Below are 19,639 nucleotides of genomic sequence, written 5' to 3'. Positions count from 1 at the left end.
CGTGGCATCAACTCATACGACTACCTGCTGCTACTGCGGCGTAGGCTGTGGCATAGTAGCCCGTAAGGATGAACATGAACGCATTACTGTTGAGGGCGATAAAAGCCATCCGGTGAATAAAGGCATGTTGTGCAGTAAAGCCATGAACCTGCATTATACGGCAAATGACAAGACAGACCGCCTGCTGTACCCTGAAATGCGGTACAATAAAAATATGCCGCTGCAAAGGGTCAGTTGGGACACCGCACTGGAAAGAACAGCAGCGGTATTTATAGCGCTGATTGCGCAGTATGGCCCCGACAGTGTTGCTTTTTATGCGAGCGGACAGTGCCTGACCGAGGAATACTATGTGGTCAATAAACTGATCAAAGGATTTATCGGGAGCAACAACATCGACACCAACAGCCGTCTTTGCATGAGCAGCGCAGTGGTCGGCTACAAAATGAGTTTAGGTGAAGATGCGGTTCCGATCAGCTATGACGACCTGGAACTGGCAGATTGCATTTTCGTTGCCGGGGCTAACCCGGCCTGGTGCCACCCGATCATCTGGCGACGCATAGAAGCCGCCAAGGAACAAAACCCAAACCTTAAAATCATTGTCAGCGACCCCAGGAAAACACAGACCTGCGCTATCGCCGATGTACACCTCCAAATCCATCCCGGCACAGACATTACCCTGCACCATGCAATTGGCCGATGCCTGATTGAGGACGGGAAGTTAGCCCATGACTTCATCAGCAATCATACCAACGGATTTGAGGAATACCGCGACACTGTTTTTAAAACAAGCCTGACTGAAGCCGCTGAAATCTGCGGCATCAGGGAAAGCGCCATCCGGCTGGCCGCAACTTACATCGGAGCGGCCAAAGGGTTCATTTCCATGTGGACCATGGGCCTGAACCAAAGTGTTGTCGGCACCAACAAAAACCTTTCTCTGATCAACCTGAACCTCATCACCGGACACATCGGCAAGCCTGGCAGCGGACCATTTTCACTGACTGGTCAGCCCAATGCTATGGGAGGACGAGAAGTGGGAGGCCTGAGCAACCTGCTTCCGGCGCATCGCAATCTGGCGAATGAAGCAGACAGAAAGGAAGTCGAGGAGTTCTGGCAAATCCCAATTGGAAAGATCCAGTCAAAGCCTGGATTAACAGCAACGGAGATGTTTGATGAACTACAGACAGGCAAACTGAAAGCAATCTGGATCCTCTGTACCAATCCATTGGTTAGTTTGCCTGACGTTCGCAAAGCAGAATCAGGCTTAGCAAAGGCAAAATTTGTGGTGGTGCAAGACATCAGCAATAAAGTCGAAACCCTGAAGTATGCGGATGTGGTACTACCCGCTGCAGCCTGGATAGAAAAGGAAGGCAGCATGACCAACGCGGGCAGGTACATCTCTTACCTGGGTAAACTCACAGATCCCCCGGGAGAAGCCCTTGCAGACGCAGAGATCATTTGTCGTTTTGCCAGAAAAATGGGCTTCTCGGGCTTCGACTTCAAAACTGCAGCGGACATTTACAAGGAGCATGCTGCGCTTACAGCAGGCACAAACATCGATATCAGCGGACTGGACCACGAAATCCTGAAAGCAAAACGCGCGGTTCAATGGCCATACGCCAAAACAGAAGGCAAAGGAACCAGCAGGCTCTTTACCGACCATCAGTTTTATACAGCCGACCGAAAAGCCAACATCGTATCTGTCAGCGACCAAAATCACTCAGAAGCGCTAAGCCCTGAGCATCCGCTCATCCTCACAACAGGCAGAATACGGGACCAATGGCACACCCGTAGTAAAACAGGGAAAGTCAACAAATTAAATCAGCACATCAGCGAATCCTTCCTGGAGATTCATCCCAGCGATGCAGCGCAGCGGAAGATTAAAGACAAGGACCTTGTGGAAATCCTGAGCAGAAGGGGAAATGTCCGGGTAAAGGTCAAGTACACACCAGATATCAAACCAGGGGTAGTATTCATGCCCATGCATTGGGGATTGATCGCGAAGAGCGACCTAAATAGAGTGAACAACCTGACCAACAACCTGGTGGATCCGCTCAGTAAAGAACCGGACTTCAAATTCAGCGCAGTAGAGGTCAGGTTATATCAAAAACCGAAACAAAAAATCATCGTTGTCGGCGCAGGTGCAGGTGCCTGCGGATTCGTCAGAAGTCATCGCGCATTGAACACAGAGGATGACATTGAGATTTTCAGTAGAGAGAATTTGCCTTTTTATAATCGGGTACTGCTTCCGGACTATATCATCGGAACCCTTGCCTGGGACAAGCTCATTAAAATGGATGAGACAGAGGAACAGGATTATCGGATTCAACTGCACCGGGGACTGGGAATTTCAAAAATCAACAAAGAAAACAAGACCGTAACGGATGACCATGGGAAGATCCATCATTATGATGTACTGATAATGGCCACCGGCAGCAGGGCCTTTATGCTTAAAGACCTACCAAAACTAAAAGGGATATTTACCATGCGCAGCCGCCCCGACGCTGATGATTTCATGAGGCATGTGACAGTCAATAGTGGGAAAATCGTGATCATAGGCGGAGGACTACTGGGAATCGAACTCGCAGCATCACTCCGGGAAAAAGGCGCTGAAGTGGCCATTATACAAAGGATTTCAAGATTGATGGGGCGCCAGCTTGATGCTTTGGGCAGTCAGCTGCTGCATGAAGAGCTGACTGGAAAAGGCATTGAAATCTTTTACAATGATGAGCTGGACCGCGTTCTGGGTGAAAAAAGCATTTCCGGAATCCGGCTAAAAAGCGGCCTGCTCATCCAATGCACTGCGCTGGTTATTGCGATAGGCACGGTACCCAATATTGAACTGATCAAAGCCGCAGGGATCGACTGTCAAAGGGGTGTCCTGGTTGACGAGTACCTTCGAACCAGCGAAAAAGACATCTACGCCATTGGTGAAATTGCAGAATTCAAGGGTCAGATGTATGGCATCACCGCAGCTGCAGAGCAACAGGCAGAAATTGTATCCAGAATGCTCTGCGGAGACATTTCAAGATTTTACGAGGGGAGTCTCCTGATGAATATCTTAAAAATGCATAGCCTGGAGCTGTGTTCATTGGGATTGACAGAAGTGCCCAACAATGATCCAACTTATGAAGAGATCGTATTCATAGATAAAGCGAAGCGCTATTACAAAAAATGTATTGTGCATCAGGACAGACTTGTTGGGGCCATATTAATTGGCGACAAAAATGAATTCCTCGAATTCAGAAATCTGATTGAGCAAAAGATGGAGCTAAGTGAAAAAAGGCTCCAATTGCTGAGAAGCGGAAAAGCAACCGAACCACTGATCGGCAAGACAGTTTGCAGTTGTAATAATGTGGGAGAAGGTAACCTCATCAATAAAATACAGGAGGGCTGCAAAGATCACCTGCAACTTTGCCAGCTGACCGGTGCCGGAATGGGCTGTGGAAGTTGCCGCCCGGAAGTCAAGGCCATCTTAGATGCTTTCATTAATGTTCCGAAAAAAGGAACCGAAGTAATAATGACAAATCCCCTTTAAATTTAAAGACAATGATGAAAACCAAACCCAGCCCTTCTGAATTTAAAAATCTCCGGGGCATTGAATATTTCCAGTTTGAAGAAGACTTTATGGAGGAGAACATCCGTTGCATCCCTATGATTGTACGTCTGAAAATGGATGAAACAGGCATCAAACTGAAACTTTCCGAATGGAGCAAGTTTCACCCGGATGAACGGATACAGTTGGCCCTCCTACCCTTAATAACTCCCCAGGACAAACTCAACTACAAACACTTCCTCACCGGATTGATTAGCAAATACACCAGGAATGAGGCCACAGCACTTGATATAGACCCTATGCCCGCCTGGAGGAACCTTCAAAATATTCCGCTCATACTACGCGAGAAATTAGCAGAACTTCATCTGAATATGTCCATTCGCCAATGGCAACATCTGTCCGATACACAACGCTTTGCTTTATTGAAACTATGCCGACCAGGACATGAGAACAAAAATTTCCCGATAGCTATAGCTGAATTTGGACTATTAAAGGGCTAAATATGGAGCAAACTATCGCCATCAACTTTAAAGGGGGGATCATTTCACCGGGGATTTTATACAACATCCTTGTTGCCGCCACAAAAGCAAACGTTCGCACTGTACGCTTTGGTTTGAGGCAACAGCTATTAGTCGATGTCGCTTCTTATCATATCGATACATTTACAGGAGAATTAGATCAACTGGCTATTCCTTACGAAAGAGGCCATAATACCTGTCCTAATATCGTGAGCTCCTATCCTGCTGAGGGTATTTTCATAAGTAATACCTGGCTGACAGAAGGGGTCTACAAAGACGTGTTGGATGCCATCGATTTTGAGCCTGCTGTAAAAGTGAACATCTCCGACAGCGATCAGAGTTTTACGCCTATGCTGACCGGTAACATCAATTGGATCGCTTCTTCAGTAAATGAGCATTACTGGCACCTCATTATTCGTTTTCCAAAAACAAATGTAACCTATGAGTGGGATCAGTTGTGTTATACCAATCATATTGCAACTGTGACCCAATTGCTGGAGCAGATCATTACAAACAATGCAGAGCAATTTATAGACAATGAAATGGCCAGTGGAGCGTCACTGTTTAGTATGCTGGAGCAGAATGATTTCATACTCAAAAGCGCAGAAAACCCTGTCGCTTTATCCTCTTTTAATCTTCCGTATTACGAAGGGCTCAACCCCTACAACAACAAGTATTGGTTGGGCATTTATCGGCGGGATGAATTGTTTGACATTGCATTTTTAAAGAAATTATGCCAGTTGTGTCTGGAAACTAAACTTGGGCAGCTTTGCTGCACACCATGGAAAAGCATCATCATCAAAGGAATTGATGAAAAAGACAAAGCACATTGGAATAAATTACTGGAAGAATTCAAGCTCAACATGCGCCATGCAGCCAATGAACTCAATTTTCAAGTGGAGGACAATTGTCTCGAAGGCCTGGCATTAAAAAGCTTTTTGGTGAAACACCTAAGCATAGACGATACCCGGACATTCGGGATCTGCTTCGGGATCAAAACACGTAAAAAAAGTGAGGTATTCAGCAGCATCCTCATTCAGCAGCGTTACCTTCTAAATTGCTTTGGTCTTAAGCTATTTCCGGTATACGACATCCTCTGCGCGAAAGATTTTAATCCCAACGAACGTACAGGCGAAATATTCAGCCGCAGTAATCCGAAAACGATCTTGCCCGAGCAGTTGCGGCGTGCGATACTCCGCTTCCATCAGTATAGGTCAGCTACCATTAAACTTCATAACCAATCACCGATCTCCCCACAAAGGGAAACAGCCCCACCCGCTGTTGCTATGGTCCATCAATGCAGCATTTGTTTAACAGTTTACCATCCGGAGATCGGAGAACCAGAGAACGACATTCAGCCAGGCACTATTTTTGAAAATTTGTCAGAGAATTACGGCTGCAGCCTGTGCGGTGGAGCTAAAAGTAGCTTCAAGCCTGTAGCAATAGCTGCTTTGCAGACACTATAAGCACCTGAGCTCTTCAGGAGAGTTGAAATTTCTGAAGCAATGCTGATCATCGGTGCTGAGGGGAATTTCGCATACCTGAAGTTGATTCAACATCAATTTCATGCTGTATTTGGCAATGCCATTTTCTCTTAAAAGACTTAAGATTTTTTTAAGCCCTCCCGCCCTGTAAATACCACACAAAGGTTCCTGCTGACCGTCATTATTAAACAAATAGGCATCAAATGCATCTTCATTTCGCAGCGAAACATCCATAAGCTGACCTAAAAGTTTTTTTTCCATTAGTAGAAGATCGCAGGCAAGGAGCAATACGTCCGACTGAGGATAAGCCACGTGTGCCGACAATAAGCCCAGCAAAGGACCTTTAACAGCCAAAGCATCCAAATCAGAAAGCAGATTTTCGGCTCCAAAATGACCAGCGTATGTCACTTGCTGGACCACATTAACAGAACATTTCGGTTGAATACCCAGTTCATGTAGTTTTTGCATCGCCAAGGCAGCCCAAAACTGTCCGCCATAGGTCATCAGTCCCTTGTCCATTCCCATTCTCAGACTTTGTCCACCACATAAGACAATTCCCAGCATCAGTCTTTTTCTTTCAATAATTCCTTCAATCCCGGTTCGTTTGCAATGCCTATCAGTTTCCCTGTAAGTGTGATCAACCCTTCTGCCTGCAATTCATTCATTGTTCTAAACACAGTCTCATAAGTTGCTCCGGTATAGGCTGCTAGATCCTGCCTGCTTAGTGTTAATTTTAAAAATCCAGCCTCATCCTGTCCAAATTGATCTCTGAGACCCAAAATAGCCACCGCCAATCGGCTCTTCACAGACATCAGTGCCAATTCTCTCATTTTCTTTTCAGAAGTATGCAATTCGTCGGCATAGAACATCAACAGTCCATAGGCGAATTCCTGGTTCACTTTAATGGTTGCCCTGAAAAATTCGATATCTACGAAACAGAGTTCTGTAGTTTCCAATGCAGTCGCGGATATGGGGTACACATCAGTGGTACTGGTAATTCCCCGGTGTCCGAAAATAGCTCCGTCGTTTGCAAAGCGCAGGATCAGCTCTTTATCGCCCCAGTGCTTATGCACCTTCACATTTCCGGAAGTCACAAAATACACACCCCTGACGGGATCTCCTTCCTGAATAATTACTTCTCCTTTTTTAGCCGTAAAATTCTTTCTGTGATTTGCAATAGCCGAATGCCATTCCTTCAAAGACAGCCTGCACATGAAACAACTATCAAGATTACAAGCACTATTTTTTTTCATCAGCTGCTATGTTCATTTCAACAAAAATAGCATTAAAAGCGTAAAAATCTGGGCTCTGACATCCGATTGTCAAGATGATTTTATTATATGGCCATATCGAGGGTCGCAGTTTGAAGAACATCAGCCGAAGCCCCTTTCGCCTCCAGCGATTTGTCAATTGCCAAATATTCCCGCATCTGTTCCAACACCTTATTCTTAAGTAAACCCGAAAGATGGCGCTCCCAGTCCCTGTCCTCTTTAAATGATTTGGTCTGCAAAAGGTCGATAAAAATAGACTGGACAATGGCACATGCCTGATCTTTATTTTTCAGGAATTTAAAAGCTTTGATGTATAGGTGCTGCCAATGCGCTTCAAAAAAAAGCTCAAATAATGCCAATTCCTGTTGTCTTTAATGTCTGTTCATCTGTGAATAAGATTGATTTGTCGTTCTGGATGACAAATATAATAATGTATACTAAATTAGTAGTATTTGTTTATATTTGCACAAATGATATGATAAAAAATGGAAGACCCAGTGTGTTTTGGTACTGCAGGTATCCTTGCATTTTACAAATACAGAAGGCCAGAATTTAGCCATTGAGTGTATGCTAAAATCCAGAGGCGGTATCATTCCCCCTGGGGTCGGCACCTGTCTCCAGTATTCCCCCCGGCTTCACCAAAATTGCATCCACTCTTCCAATAGGTCCACGCGCGGTGAATCGGTAGCCTTTGGCTGTCAGTCTTTGTTTCGTGGGTTCATCGATCGCGCCCTGCTCGAACGCAACTTCATCCGGAAGCCATTGGTGATGAAAACGTGGTGCAGCAACGGCCGACTGCATATCCATACCAAAAGCCAGCACATTGAGGATCGTCTGGTAAACAGAAGTAATGATCGTTGAGCCTCCGGGGGTTCCCACTACCATAAGAAGCTTCCCTCCTTTCTCCACAATTGTTGGGGTCATGGAACTGAGCATGCGCTTACCTGGGGCAATCGCATTGGCCAGACCACCGACCAGACCATACATATTGGCTACTCCGGGCTTGACCGAAAAATCGTCCATTTCGTTATTTAACAAAAATCCTGCGCCCTCTACTACAACCATAGATCCATAAGAGCCATTTAATGTAGTTGTGGCAGCTACTGCATTTCCTTCCGTATCCACAATAGAATAATGAGTCGTCTGTTCGCTTTCGTAAGGCAGTTGTCCTGCTTTAACTGCCGAACTGGGTGTAGCCGCAGAAAAACTCATGTCCCGAATCCTGCTCTTCATATAAGTGGTATCCAACAGGGCTTTTTGCGGAACTTTAAAATAGTCCGGATCACCCAAATAGCTGGCCCGGTCTGCGTAAGCCCTCCGTTCTGCCTCTACCATAACCTGTACAGTTGAATCCTTCTGGAATCCCCAACGGGAAAGTGGATATTGTTCCGCTTGTTTTAAAAGTGTTAAAAGCGCAATTCCTCCGCTTGAAGGTGCCGGCATAGAGATGATGCGATAGTCCTTGTAATTTCCCGATAGCGGCTTTCTCCAAACCGAACGGTAGTTTTTAAGGTCATCTTTGGAAATAATCCCTCCGGTATGGGCCATCGACTGCACAATTGCATTAGCCAGGGTTCCACTGTAAAATCCGGCCCTACCTTTGTCCCTGATGAGTTTCAGCGTACGGGCCAGTTCAGACTGGATCAACAAATCTCCGGCGAGCCAAAGACTATCTTTTGTAAAGGCGACACTCCTTTTGTTGTAATTCAGAAACTGTGATTTACGCGCATTGAGTTCGTCGGCTTGCTGCCTGGTAATTGGAAAGCCTTTTTCCGCCAGTTCAATGGCTGGTTGAAGAACCGTTTTCCAAGGTAGCCTGGCGTATTTCCTGTGCAGGCGTACCATGCCGTCTACCGTACCGGGAACACCCGAGGCCAAAGCACCAAAAAGGCTTTTGTCTGTAATGGCATTACCCTTCGCATCCAGATACATATCCTTCGTTGCGGCTGCCGGTGCGGTTTCACGATAATCAAGGGAATTGATCTGGCCCTCTTTACTTCGGTAAACCAGGAAACCACCACCTCCAATATTTCCGGCATTGGGATATACCACTGCCAGGGCAAACTGTACCGCTACGGCTGCATCAACCGCATTTCCTCCGGCCTTCATGATGCTAACTCCAACATGAGTGGCTTCAGGATGTGCGCTAACGACCGCGGCCTGCGGATAATGCTGTGCTTCCTGTGCAGTTGCACATAAGGTGGTACACAACAGAAAGAACATAGAAATCGAAAGGTATATTTTCATTCCTGGGAGTTTAAATCATAGGGGCTAAATAGCGTCCCAAATGCCATTCATGTGGGTCAGGATTACCGGCCGCCCCTCAGTCACGAGGATCGTGTGCTCATGCTGAACTACATGACCGCCTTTATTTCCCACCAGGGTCCAGCCGTCTTCCAATTGTTCAGCAATATCAGATTTCGTTGAGATGAATGTTTCAATCGCGACCACAGAATGCTTTTTAAAACGCTCCCGATTGGATTTATCGTAATAATTGAGAATATGGTGCGGAGCTTCGTGGAGACTTCTGCCAATACCATGTCCGGCCAGGTTCTCAATGACCTTATAGCCTCTTTTTTTGGCTTCCGATTCGATAATTCTTCCAACTTCAGCAATTTTCAGTCCTGCGCTGATCTGGTTAATGGCCTTTTGCAGGATCAGTTTAGAAGCAGTTACCAATGGCTGCAACTGATAAAGATCTTCACCGAGTATAAATGAGCCCCCATTGTCTGACCAAAATCCACCGAGCTCAGCAGACACATCAATATTAATCAAGTCCCCTACTTCCATGACCCTGCCAGAAGGAATTCCATGCGCCACCTCATTGTTCACACTGATGCAGGTCCAGCCGGGAAAGCCATAAGTCAGAAAGGGTGCCGATCGGGCTCCATAGCTGATCAAAACTTCCTTTCCGAAGTCATCAAGCTGCTTGGTCGTGATGCCCGGCCTGGCGAAATTCCTCATTTCCTTAAGCGTCAGCGCTACTGCCTCGCTAACCTTCTCCATTCCTTGTCTTTCTGCTACTGATGTGATCGACATATTACTTAGATTTGGGCAGTAAAAATAAGCATAACGCGTAGCCTTTAAAAATCCCTGTTCATTTCCACTTCCTCTATAGTAATCGCCAATGGTTTGCCCAACATCCGGGAACCAGTATCGGTGACCACAAAATCATCTTCTACGCGGATGCCACCGAAGTCCCGGTAAGCAGCAACCTGATCATAATTGATGTAGTCCGGGAATCTCTTTTCCGCTCCCCATCGGTCAATAAGTTCAGGAATGAAATAGAGTCCGGGCTCTACAGTGAGCACATAACCGCGCTCCAACTCTTTACCCAATCGCAATGATTTTAGCCCGAACTGATCCGTATTTTTAAGCAGGCCATCTGCATAGCCTACATACTGCTCGCCAAGATCTTCCATATCATGAACATCCAAGCCCATCATGTGTCCGGTTCCACACTGAAAAAAGAGTGCATGCGCACCTTGCTCAACAGCTTCCTGCATATTACCTTTTATTAAGCCGAGCGCTTTCAGTCCCTCTGCCAATGCCAGGCAGGCCTGAAAATGCACATCAAGATAGCGGGTTCCCGGCTTTAACGCTGCCACAGCCTGCCGATAGGAATTCAAAACGATATTGTATACCTCTGTTTGTTTTGTACTGAAACGCTTCCCCGCGGGAAAAGTACGTGTCAAATCTCCGGCATATCCCATAGCAGTTTCTGCACCAGAATCATTCAGTACCAAATCTCCCTCTTTCAGCGTATTTCCATGGTAGTGGTTGTGCAGGATCTGGCCATTGACGGTCAGTATGATCGGATAGGCAATATTGCCACCTCCCAGCAGTGCCCTTTGATGGATGGCAGCGGCGATCTCACTTTCTTTCATCTCGGGACGAGCCATTTGCATGGCCAGCAACTGCATATCTGCCGAAATTGAAGCTGCTTTATCCAGTTCAACAAGCTCCAGATCTGATTTTATTGACCGCTGTGCCACTACAGTTTTAATAAAAGGCACAGAAACATGCGCATGTACATCTGCTATTGGCAATTGTAAGAATTCAGCTAATTTAATGGTATTGTCAGCCCGATAGGGCGGCAGAAAATGAACAAGAGTTCCTTTATTCCTGGCCGTTTTAATATAGCGTTCAAGTTCCCCTGCCGGTTTTACCTCAACAATACCAGAGTCGTTTGCCTTTTCCTCCAATGTCTTTTGCCTGCCCATCCAAACGATGTCGTCGATGCTCATTTCATCTCCAAAAAGGATGACTTTATCCGCATCAATATCAATCACCGCCGCGAGTCCGGGTTCCTGAATACCAAAATAATAAAGGAATGTACTGTCCTGTCTGAAATGATAGGTATTGTGCAGGTAGTTCATCGGACTTTCCGAATTGCCCATAAATAATAGCAGTCCTGAATTAAACTGCTTCGCAACTGTAGTTCTTCTATTGATGTATTCTATCTGCTGGAACATATGATATTGGTGGATATAGAGCAAATTTGACAAGAAATCCGGAAAAAAAGAAGCCTTTAGCCCAAGTGGTTAAAATTAGGGATGCATTAAACAAATTACGACCATGGACCGCTAAAAGTCCAACCGGAATTAATTTAGCTTATTGACCGCCCAGCCGATTTCAGGTTTCACATTGAAGGATTTTGGATCTTGTTTTACGCCCATAAAACCGGCCCAAAACTCCATCCTATAGGTCGCGACAATTTTTTGATCACCACTTTGAACCTCAAACAAAAAAGGCACATTGGCAATTTCTTTTGGCAGCAGACCGACACTCTTGATCTCTTTGAAGTCTGATCTTCTCAAATATATTGGCCGGCTTTTCCAGCCGGGGTCATCGGTATTAGCGACAGGGAAATTAACCAGAGCTTCTGAACTGCCCGCTGTTGCCGCAGCAGCCTTCATAGGCGGGGCTCCACCCTCCAAATAGGGATAAAACTTCAGCAACCAGCCATCTATCCCGTCATATGATCCATAGACACCTGTTTTGTGGTATTTGACCATATTCATCCAGAAATCCTTATCAAGCTTCCCTTTTTTAGTGTCGATGATCTTCTGAATGACAGGTTTCAGTTCTGATGTCCACCATTCCAACTCATAATCTGCCAGGTAATCCAGTCGCGTTAAAATCTTCTCCCAATCCTTAACTGTTCCCTCGACTGTAACATCTGGAATACCGCAGCCCATCATGATCACTTTATAGTTGAAAAATTCTTTCATAGATTCCATGATGGTAATTTGTCCTGCTATGACTGAAGTTGGAGTGCTGGTTGTGAAATCTGCCGACAAATTATCGATCAGCTTTTGTCCTGTGTAGCACGCAATCTGTTGAGCGAATTCCGGGAAAACCGTCTCCCATGGGAAAACTGCTAAGCCTTCCGTTCCTTTCATGTCACGTTGTACGGTCAGCATTTTTTTACCTTCGAAATTGACAAATTTTGACCTTAGTTTTTCCGGGTTCTGGTTGATATGGTGGGAAAAGCCCTGACAAATGAGGAGCCAGGCAATATCTGGGCTGATGGTGACGGGATAGTGGTTCTGGTAAGCCCTGAGGTAACCTGTGATGACTGGACGGGTACCTAAATCGACCAGGCTTTCGCTGACCGAAAGCTTCAGAAAGTTTTTATCGACATTATCAAACAGGCGACTTGCATGCACAGTTGGCAACAATTTTTCGGGCTTGGTCAGGTCTTCAATGTGATAGGTCTTTGATTGAGCGAAGAGTCCCTCTACCGAAAGGATCAATAAGAGGAAGAGCAGGTTTAATTTGGTCATATTTAAAAGATTAAAAGCGTTTCCCTAAGATAGGCATTATCTTAGTATCTCCAACAGCAGCTATCGCAAAGTAACAGGAAAACGTACAAAGCTATTGCTAAAACATAGCCGACTGTCCTTGGGCAGAAAGGCCCCAGAATCACATCTGCGTCGGGTCTTCTTCGCAAAAAGGTACCCAAAACCCGACCCAGACCCAGCGCAGGCCCCAAGGAGGAGCGATTCAGGTAAGCAGCACAGTGGTATTTCCCAACCAGTGAAAATACCTGGGCTAAAACTATTTTTGGTAAACGCGCAGGTAATCCACTTCAAATCGGTTTGGAAAAACAGTACGTCCCAGTTCGCCGCCATTCAATCCCCCCATGGCGAGGTCCAGCAACATATAATGGGGCTGTTTGAAGGGATGTGTACCGCTGACATCTTTATTGTACAATTTATCCATGTCTACTTTGATCATCAATTCATCATCTACAAAAAGAGAAATCTCCTTTTCCGTCCAGTCCATTCGCCATTCATGGAATTTGGACGCCCATTCTTTGCCACCCAGCTCCTGCACTGCTTTTGTTTCGCTAAACCAAAGGGCATTGTATCGCTTTGACGTACCGATCGCAATATTCGCCAGAATCTTTCCCTTATAATACTCCATGATGTCAATCTCTCCGTTAGAAGGCCACTCGCCGGTTAGGCCCAATGTCCACCAGGCTGGCCAAAGTCCGGCACTTACATCAATCCTTCCCCGCATTACAAAGCGACCGTACTGCCAGCTGTATTTACCGGACGTATTGATGCTGGAAGAAGTGTATTCAATATGTTCACGACTGTTGCGCCATTGGCGGCTATCTTTTCTGTACAAAGGGTTTGCCCGTTTTTCTTTTCTGCCTTCGATGATCAACATTCCATTTTCGCACCAGGCATTGTCCTCCTGATACCATTGGATTTCCTCATTGCGTACAAATCCTTTTTCATATCTCCAGCGTGTAGAATCGGGCTTTCCATTTTCATTAAACTCCTCTGCCCAAACCAATTTATAACCCTCTTTTAAATAGCGAGAGGAAGGATTGTCTTTTTGCGCGATAGCCTTCGTGGTGATCCCCAGAATGAGGAAAAAGAGGATGTGGTTGATGCGGTTTAAGATTTTCATCTATATATAGCTTGTTTTTCTTATCTATTCTACGAATCGTCATGCTGAATTTATTTTAGCATCCCATTTAAGCTGGTTTTGAATAGCTATTGTGAGATGCTGAAATAAATTCAGCATGACGAACGTACCTTTTTCAGGCGGCTTCTTTTCAAATTAAAACCTATTTATCGATTAAGCTAATGGTGTAACTATAGCTGTACTTTTTATCCAGCAAAAGATACTGCCGATGAGGATAAGCACCCCAACTGTCATCGCCACCTACCCCGCGCTGCTTGAGGTCGATGTTCAGAAAGACCTGATTGCGTGGCGGCAGGTCAGTGGGATGCTGCTGTTTCTTGGTGATGCCAGGATCAAGGTCCTCTGTGCTGTGGTTGATCGCAGTAAAGGCAATGGGCTGAATACCCCTTACCTTGATGCCCTTTCCGCTAGCATCAGTCAATGTAAACCAACGGACATCTGTTTTGTTGCCGCTCTCCTGCGGACGGATGTAACCTTTGAAATATTGGTTTTCGACCTTGTCATTGTAGATGCCAATGAAAGAACCGAGGTTCCGGTCGACGTAATTTTCATGTGGCCCCCTGCCATAGTAACTCAAATTATTATAAGCGCCCGGTAATGTGGTCCGCATACCAAAGCGTGGCATTTCAGGCAACTCTTTTCCAGTCATATCTATGCTGGCTGTTACCTGTACATCACCATTGTTGTGGATGAAATAACTAACCTGATAGGGCACGTCGATGCCCGCCAATTGCCATTCCACTTTGATCGCTAATCCTGCAGCGGTCTGTTCTGTTACCTGAATGGCCTTCAGTTTCTTTTGCTCATGAGCCATCCTCCAAATCCCCAATCTTGAAGGCATTTCATTCCCGAAGTCATTGTCGGTAGGTGCTCTCCAGAAATAAGGTTCGGGGAAGTTGTTGAACCAGCTGTTTCCTTTATTGTAACGCATCATTCTACCGGCTTTCAGGTCAAACTCCCCCTTTACCTCCCCTGCTGTAAAACTTAGTTTTTTATCGTCTTTGGTGATGGTCAGCTTTGTTGATCCCGCAGCTTCCATTGCAAAGTAATCACCGGCATACAGAAACTGCTCTTTCGCAACCTCGAATCCTGAGGGCAACATTTCCGTCCCTGTTTTTGTATAGGCATACACGTTAAGGAAATACTCTGAACCTGCGCTGGACTTGTATTTAGGAAGTTTCAGTGTAAGGTCTTTGGATTGATGAGGAGCTAGTTGTACCTCAAATTTACCTTCATTGACCTTTTCTCCGTTTCTGAGCAACTCCCATTTGAAATTGTATTGGTTCAGGTTGCTAAAGTCGAAAATATTCTCAACATTGATGATGCCTTTGTTCAGGTCTTTCGCCGTAAAGATCACGTTCTGGTATACTTTCTTTACTTCATACGCTCCGGGATCAGGTGTACGGTCTGAGCTGATGATCCCATCGGCCACTCCGTTTTCATCATGTTGCCAGTAGAAAGCACCAAGGTCGCCACCATAGGCCCAGAAAGGTTTTCCTGTAGCATCTTTGGTTTTGATGCCCTGATCTACCCAGTCCCAAATGAAGCCACCCTGCATGTTTTTACTCTTGCGGATCATGTCGAAATACTCCTGAAAGTTGCCGTTGCTATTGCCCATGGCATGCGCATACTCACACATGATATACGGTCTTTTTTTAGTCGTATCTGAACCGTAGCGTTTCATACTCCCGATACTGGGGTACATTGGACAAACAATATCCGTATTCCAGTCTTCACCGGCCTGTTCAAACTGAACAGGTCTGCTGTTGTCCCTGCTTTTGATCCATTTGTAGGTATCGTGAAATACCGGTCCGTTACCGCACTCATTTCCGAGAGACCAGATGATGATCGATGCATGGTTCTTATCGCGTTCGACCATCCTTACGGTACGGTCGACATGCGCAGCTGCCCATTCCGGCATATAAGCAGGGTGTTTGCTCTTATCGAACCAGGCCTGGAATTCTGCACCCATGCCATGCGTTTCAATATTGGCCTCATCTACCAGGTACAAGCCGTACTGATCGCAGAGTTTATACCAAAGCGGATCATTGGGGTAATGCGAAAGTCTTACGGAATTGATGTTCAGTTCCTTCATCAGCTTGATATCCTTTAACATCAAAGCTTTGGTTGTGGTATGACCAGTTACATCATCGTGCTCGTGCCTGTTGACCCCATGAACGGAGATTGCCATTCCGTTGACCAATAGCCTGGCATTTTTGATTTCAACTTTGCGGAAGCCGACTTTTGAAGCTGTGACGCCAAGAACAGCACCTTTATCGTCTTTCAAGGTAAGCACACAATCATAAAGGTTTGGAGTTTCTGCATTCCATTTCAAAGGGTTTTTGATGGTCTCTCTGAAGCTAACTGTTTGAATGCTATCGGCAGTGACACTGAACTTCTCCTGTTTGTTATAGATTGATTTTCCGGATTTGTCCAACAGGCTAAGTGATAAAGTACCCGCTTTCAGGTTGTTTCCTTTGAACTTGCGGATAGCTACATCGGCACTAAACAGACCGTCTGCATATTTAGTATCCAAATCTCCTTTGATGAAAAAATCCCAAACTGCCAGTTTGGGCAGCGCATAAAGGTATACATCGCGTTCTATACCACTCAAACGCCAGAAATCCTGATCTTCCAGGTAGCTACCGTCGTGCCAGCGGAATACCTGTACTGCGATCAGGTTTTGTCCTTTTTTGAGGTATTTCGTAATGTTGAATTCCGCAGGTGTTTTGGAGGCCTTCGTCATGCCCACCTTATTGCCGTTTACATAGACAAAGGCACATCCGGAAATGGAACCGAAATGAACCAATACTTCTTTTTCGTCCCAGTCTTCTGGAATGGTAAAAGACTTTCTGTAGGTACCGACCGGGTTATTGGCACCTATGAAAGGTGGATTTTTAGGATGTGGGTAAACGATATTGGTGTAGATTGGGATACCAAAGCCGTTCAACTCCCAATTGGAGGGAACGTTGAGATTGGCCCAGCCTGAATCGTCTACATTGGTCTGATAAAAATCTGTACGCCTGTCTTTATACTGGTCTACATAATTGAATTTCCACTGTCCGTTCAGCGATTTAAAATATGCAGACTTCGAATAATCGTCAGCAAGAGCCTCCTGCTGACGATCGAAGGGTACAAAAGTGACGTGTGGCTTTTCTTTACCCTGATCAACGATTTTGGGATTTTCCCAGTCGTTGTTTTGCGCCCTAACCGACGCGGTAGTTATTAGTGCAATTCCTGCAATGAAGGATAGTGTTTTGTTCATTGTGTGTGATTGAAATAAGAGGAATTAAGGAGTGTAGGCTCCGCTATATTGCGTTAGTCCATCTTTTCGCATTGCTTCTATAATCAAGCAGTTATATACATAATCCCAGCTGGAAGTGACTTCAGAGTTTTGATTAAGACCATATGGCCACCAGTGCTGGCTATCTCCGCTAAGTTGTACATCGACGCTGCTATTTTGTATTTTTTTCAGCATGGCACTTACATTTGGTGCCTGAAGCTTTCCTCCGACGATTTTTCCGCTCCACCAGCTTGATGTTCCAGTTCCAAATGTATGATTCATTTCGTGGAGCACGGTCCTGATATTGTGAAAATCTGAGCTACTTCCAAATCGCATCCAGCCTTCATTATTTGCATCAGCCGTTGGTGTACCAGGCTCATAGTTCATATATACATGTTTTGTTGCGGAGGTGAAATTATTAAGGTACCATACAGCGCTATCTAAAGGCATCTGCAACCTATTATAAGCTGCCAATTGATCTGCACTAGGATTATTAACTTTATTAAACTGGTAAGTTACTTTCCCTTTTGCTATGGTCCTGAAAGTGATATCGGCACTATAGCTTACACCTTTAGAATTAACGGCATAGCCACGTACATGATAGTCGGTTTTTTCGTCCAAACCTCTGATCATCATACGGAATTTACCTGTTCCAGTACTGTTGTGCTTCAATTTATTATTGGCAACTGTGGGATTAGCTGAAGTTCCCCAAACAATACCTTTTTCAGTAACTGCATTTCCACCATCCGAGAGCACTTCGACATCAGTCGCAGCCAGTGTAGAACCAATGATAAACATAGGTGTAAAGGCAAAAGTTGCGCTGACAATATCAGCGGTGACGAGTTCAATTTCATTGCCGTATGCTGTACCGGCCTTATTGGTGGCAAATGCCCGAAGATAATATTTTGTCGAAGCCGTCAAGCCTCCTATTTGTGTCACGAAACTGCCCGATCCTGAAACACTTGTAGGAATAGCAATTAAATTAGCTATTGTAGGGTTTGGTGTAAGACTGTAACAAACACCCCTCTCTGTAACAGCAGCTCCGCCATTACTGGTTACAGCTCCACCTGTCACAGCGGACGTAGTTGTAATTGAACTAAGAACAGTGGTAGTTAATGTTGCTAAAGTTGCAGGAGTGGAGGTAGACCCCTCCTCATCTTTAATTACAGGCTTCGATTTCGAGCAGGATAAGACGAACCATGCAGACATTACAACTGTGCATAGTTTCAAGTAATAGAATTTATTCATGTATTTGGGAGGCTTAGTTAATTGAAATAGTGCCAGGCTTAAAGCCTGGCACTTCCGAGAGCAGATATCTAATGCTACAAGTATTGTATTGTGTACAATCTCACAGACTTTATTTTAGTATAAAATCCGGCACTTCCCGAACCTCCGGTCATATTGGCTGCAAATCCAATACTAACTTGGGTCGGTTGCGTCAATGTAAACTCCAATTTGGTCTGTGTAGTTGCTGTCGTAGCGGCCAAAGGGGCAAAGGCTAATGCTGTACTTGGGATATTCACAACGTTTGGCATCGTCGTACCAGGAGCAACCACAATGTATCTTGTACCACCAGCGTTCTGTTCCAATCCATTGGCTTCAAACGAATAGGTTGCAGCAGGTAACGTAATGGTTTGGTAAATGAATCCATTGGTAATATCCGGCAGCCCCCATCCTGCCTCCAATGACATCGTAGCAACACCAGAACGCATTTCCAGACCTCCATTGGAACCACTTGCATTCTTAACCGAAGCACTGGTTGTCCAATCAGTCAAAACACCCCAGCGGGAAACTGTCGCGACAGGCGTAAATGGAGATCCTGTATTTTTTAAATAGGTATTAGTAACGTTGATTTTTATAAATGCAGGGGCTACAATTTGCCTTGTTGTCACCGCAGAATAGAAGGTATCGATACTTACTGTATCTGGCAAGAACAATGTTTTGTAGCTGATGGTAGAACCGTATTTGAAATTTGCTAAAGCAACCCTCGAAGAATCTATCGGCACTCTAATTTTGACAGACTGGTTATTTTGTTTGGTATAAGTAATATCCGTAGCAAAAACTCCTGTCAAACGGTCCATTCCGAGGAAGTTTACGCTTGTAATACCAGTTGTTTCATCCGTCCTGGCTTCTGATATATCTCTATTAACCAATGTGGCCTGGTACCTGGCTCCATACGTTCTACCTGCAACATTTACCGGAATTGAACGATTCCCAGCAGCGTCATAGGTGTATATTACAAAGTTTTGCACACCTTCATTTGCTATAGCTATTGACTTTTTTAAAGTGTCTACAGTGCTTGAGCGGGTAATTGGAATACTGGTAGAATCTGCCATATTATTCCAAAATATACGGCACTCTACTATCTTGGGATCAGCGGATAACAATCCTCTAACAAATACCCTATTATTTCCAGACAGTACCTTTACAGAATCCAATTTTCCTGTGTAAGTAATTTCACCGTCTGAAACATATTTTTTATAATCGTCCATTTTTTTACAGGATCCTAAGAAAACCGCAAAAAGAACGCTAAGTACAAAGCACACTTGCTTTTTATACTGATCTTTTACAATGTCTTTCATGCT

The 19,639-nt window shown here is 45.1% G+C and carries 14 protein-coding genes; 3 read left to right on the top strand and 11 right to left on the bottom strand.

Features of this window, described 5'->3' with window-relative positions; genetic code table 11:
* Window position 1 precedes the first annotated feature (1 nt).
* Genes WAE59_RS09605 through WAE59_RS09595 form a run of 3 tightly spaced genes read left to right on the top strand, consistent with a single transcriptional unit; the run spans window position 2 to window position 5,537 of the window.
* Window positions 2-3,535, top strand: coding sequence for a molybdopterin-dependent oxidoreductase (locus WAE59_RS09605; protein WP_337855735.1), 3,534 nt, complete (start codon window positions 2-4; stop codon window positions 3,533-3,535).
* A gap of 11 nt (window positions 3,536-3,546) precedes the next feature.
* Window positions 3,547-4,053 carry a nitrate reductase associated protein gene (locus WAE59_RS09600; protein ID WP_337855734.1) on the top strand — a complete coding sequence of 169 codons (507 nt, stop codon included), beginning with the start codon at window positions 3,547-3,549 and terminating at the stop codon, window positions 4,051-4,053.
* A 2-nt stretch (window positions 4,054-4,055) separates the two neighbouring features.
* The gene (locus WAE59_RS09595) at window positions 4,056-5,537 is read left to right on the top strand and encodes a rubredoxin (protein ID WP_337855733.1); all 1,482 of its coding nucleotides are present in this window, start codon (window positions 4,056-4,058) and stop codon (window positions 5,535-5,537) included.
* Here WAE59_RS09595 and mobA read toward each other — a convergent pair.
* The 11 genes from mobA to WAE59_RS09540 form a co-directional block, all read right to left on the bottom strand.
* Window positions 5,532-6,119 (bottom strand): molybdenum cofactor guanylyltransferase, encoded by a 588-nt coding sequence (gene mobA, locus WAE59_RS09590; RefSeq protein WP_337855732.1) that lies wholly within the window; start codon window positions 6,117-6,119, stop codon window positions 5,532-5,534. The two genes, WAE59_RS09595 and mobA, sit on opposite strands and share 6 nt — an antisense overlap.
* Complete coding sequence (locus WAE59_RS09585) at window positions 6,119-6,808, bottom strand: Crp/Fnr family transcriptional regulator (protein WP_337855731.1); 690 nt, start codon at window positions 6,806-6,808, stop codon at window positions 6,119-6,121. The genes mobA and WAE59_RS09585 overlap by 1 nt, the downstream gene beginning before the upstream one ends.
* 83 nt (window positions 6,809-6,891) lie before the next feature.
* Window positions 6,892-7,185, bottom strand: a complete 294-nt coding sequence (locus WAE59_RS09580; protein ID WP_337855730.1) for a hypothetical protein — start codon at window positions 7,183-7,185, stop codon at window positions 6,892-6,894.
* 211 nt (window positions 7,186-7,396) lie between these two features.
* Window positions 7,397-9,073 (bottom strand): gamma-glutamyltransferase, encoded by a 1,677-nt coding sequence (gene ggt / locus WAE59_RS09575; protein WP_337855729.1) that lies wholly within the window; start codon window positions 9,071-9,073, stop codon window positions 7,397-7,399.
* A gap of 24 nt (window positions 9,074-9,097) precedes the next feature.
* Window positions 9,098-9,865 carry a type I methionyl aminopeptidase gene (gene map / locus WAE59_RS09570; RefSeq protein ID WP_337855728.1) on the bottom strand — a complete coding sequence of 256 codons (768 nt, stop codon included), beginning with the start codon at window positions 9,863-9,865 and terminating at the stop codon, window positions 9,098-9,100.
* A 44-nt stretch (window positions 9,866-9,909) separates the two neighbouring features.
* Window positions 9,910-11,301, bottom strand: a complete 1,392-nt coding sequence (locus WAE59_RS09565; RefSeq protein ID WP_337855727.1) for an aminopeptidase P family protein — start codon at window positions 11,299-11,301, stop codon at window positions 9,910-9,912.
* Window positions 11,302-11,430: 129 nt separating this feature from the next.
* A complete protein-coding gene (locus tag WAE59_RS09560) occupies window positions 11,431-12,615 on the bottom strand; it encodes a DUF4419 domain-containing protein (protein WP_337855726.1) in 1,185 nt (394 codons plus the stop codon).
* A gap of 274 nt (window positions 12,616-12,889) precedes the next feature.
* Window positions 12,890-13,753, bottom strand: a complete 864-nt coding sequence (locus WAE59_RS09555; protein ID WP_337855725.1) for a glycoside hydrolase family 16 protein — start codon at window positions 13,751-13,753, stop codon at window positions 12,890-12,892.
* 160 nt (window positions 13,754-13,913) lie between these two features.
* Window positions 13,914-17,036 (bottom strand): glycoside hydrolase family 2 TIM barrel-domain containing protein, encoded by a 3,123-nt coding sequence (locus WAE59_RS09550; protein WP_337855724.1) that lies wholly within the window; start codon window positions 17,034-17,036, stop codon window positions 13,914-13,916.
* Between the two features lie 24 nt (window positions 17,037-17,060).
* Window positions 17,061-18,302, bottom strand: coding sequence for a hypothetical protein (locus WAE59_RS09545; RefSeq protein ID WP_337855723.1), 1,242 nt, complete (start codon window positions 18,300-18,302; stop codon window positions 17,061-17,063).
* Between the two features lie 74 nt (window positions 18,303-18,376).
* Complete coding sequence (locus tag WAE59_RS09540) at window positions 18,377-19,636, bottom strand: DUF4998 domain-containing protein (protein ID WP_337855722.1); 1,260 nt, start codon at window positions 19,634-19,636, stop codon at window positions 18,377-18,379.
* Window positions 19,637-19,639 lie beyond the last annotated feature (3 nt).

It is taken from the genome of Pedobacter sp. GR22-6, from assembly GCF_037402555.1.
Taxonomy (GTDB): domain Bacteria; phylum Bacteroidota; class Bacteroidia; order Sphingobacteriales; family Sphingobacteriaceae; genus Pedobacter.
The sequence above is the reverse complement of the archived record's forward strand: the minus strand, read 5'-3'. Positions and strand labels throughout refer to the sequence as shown.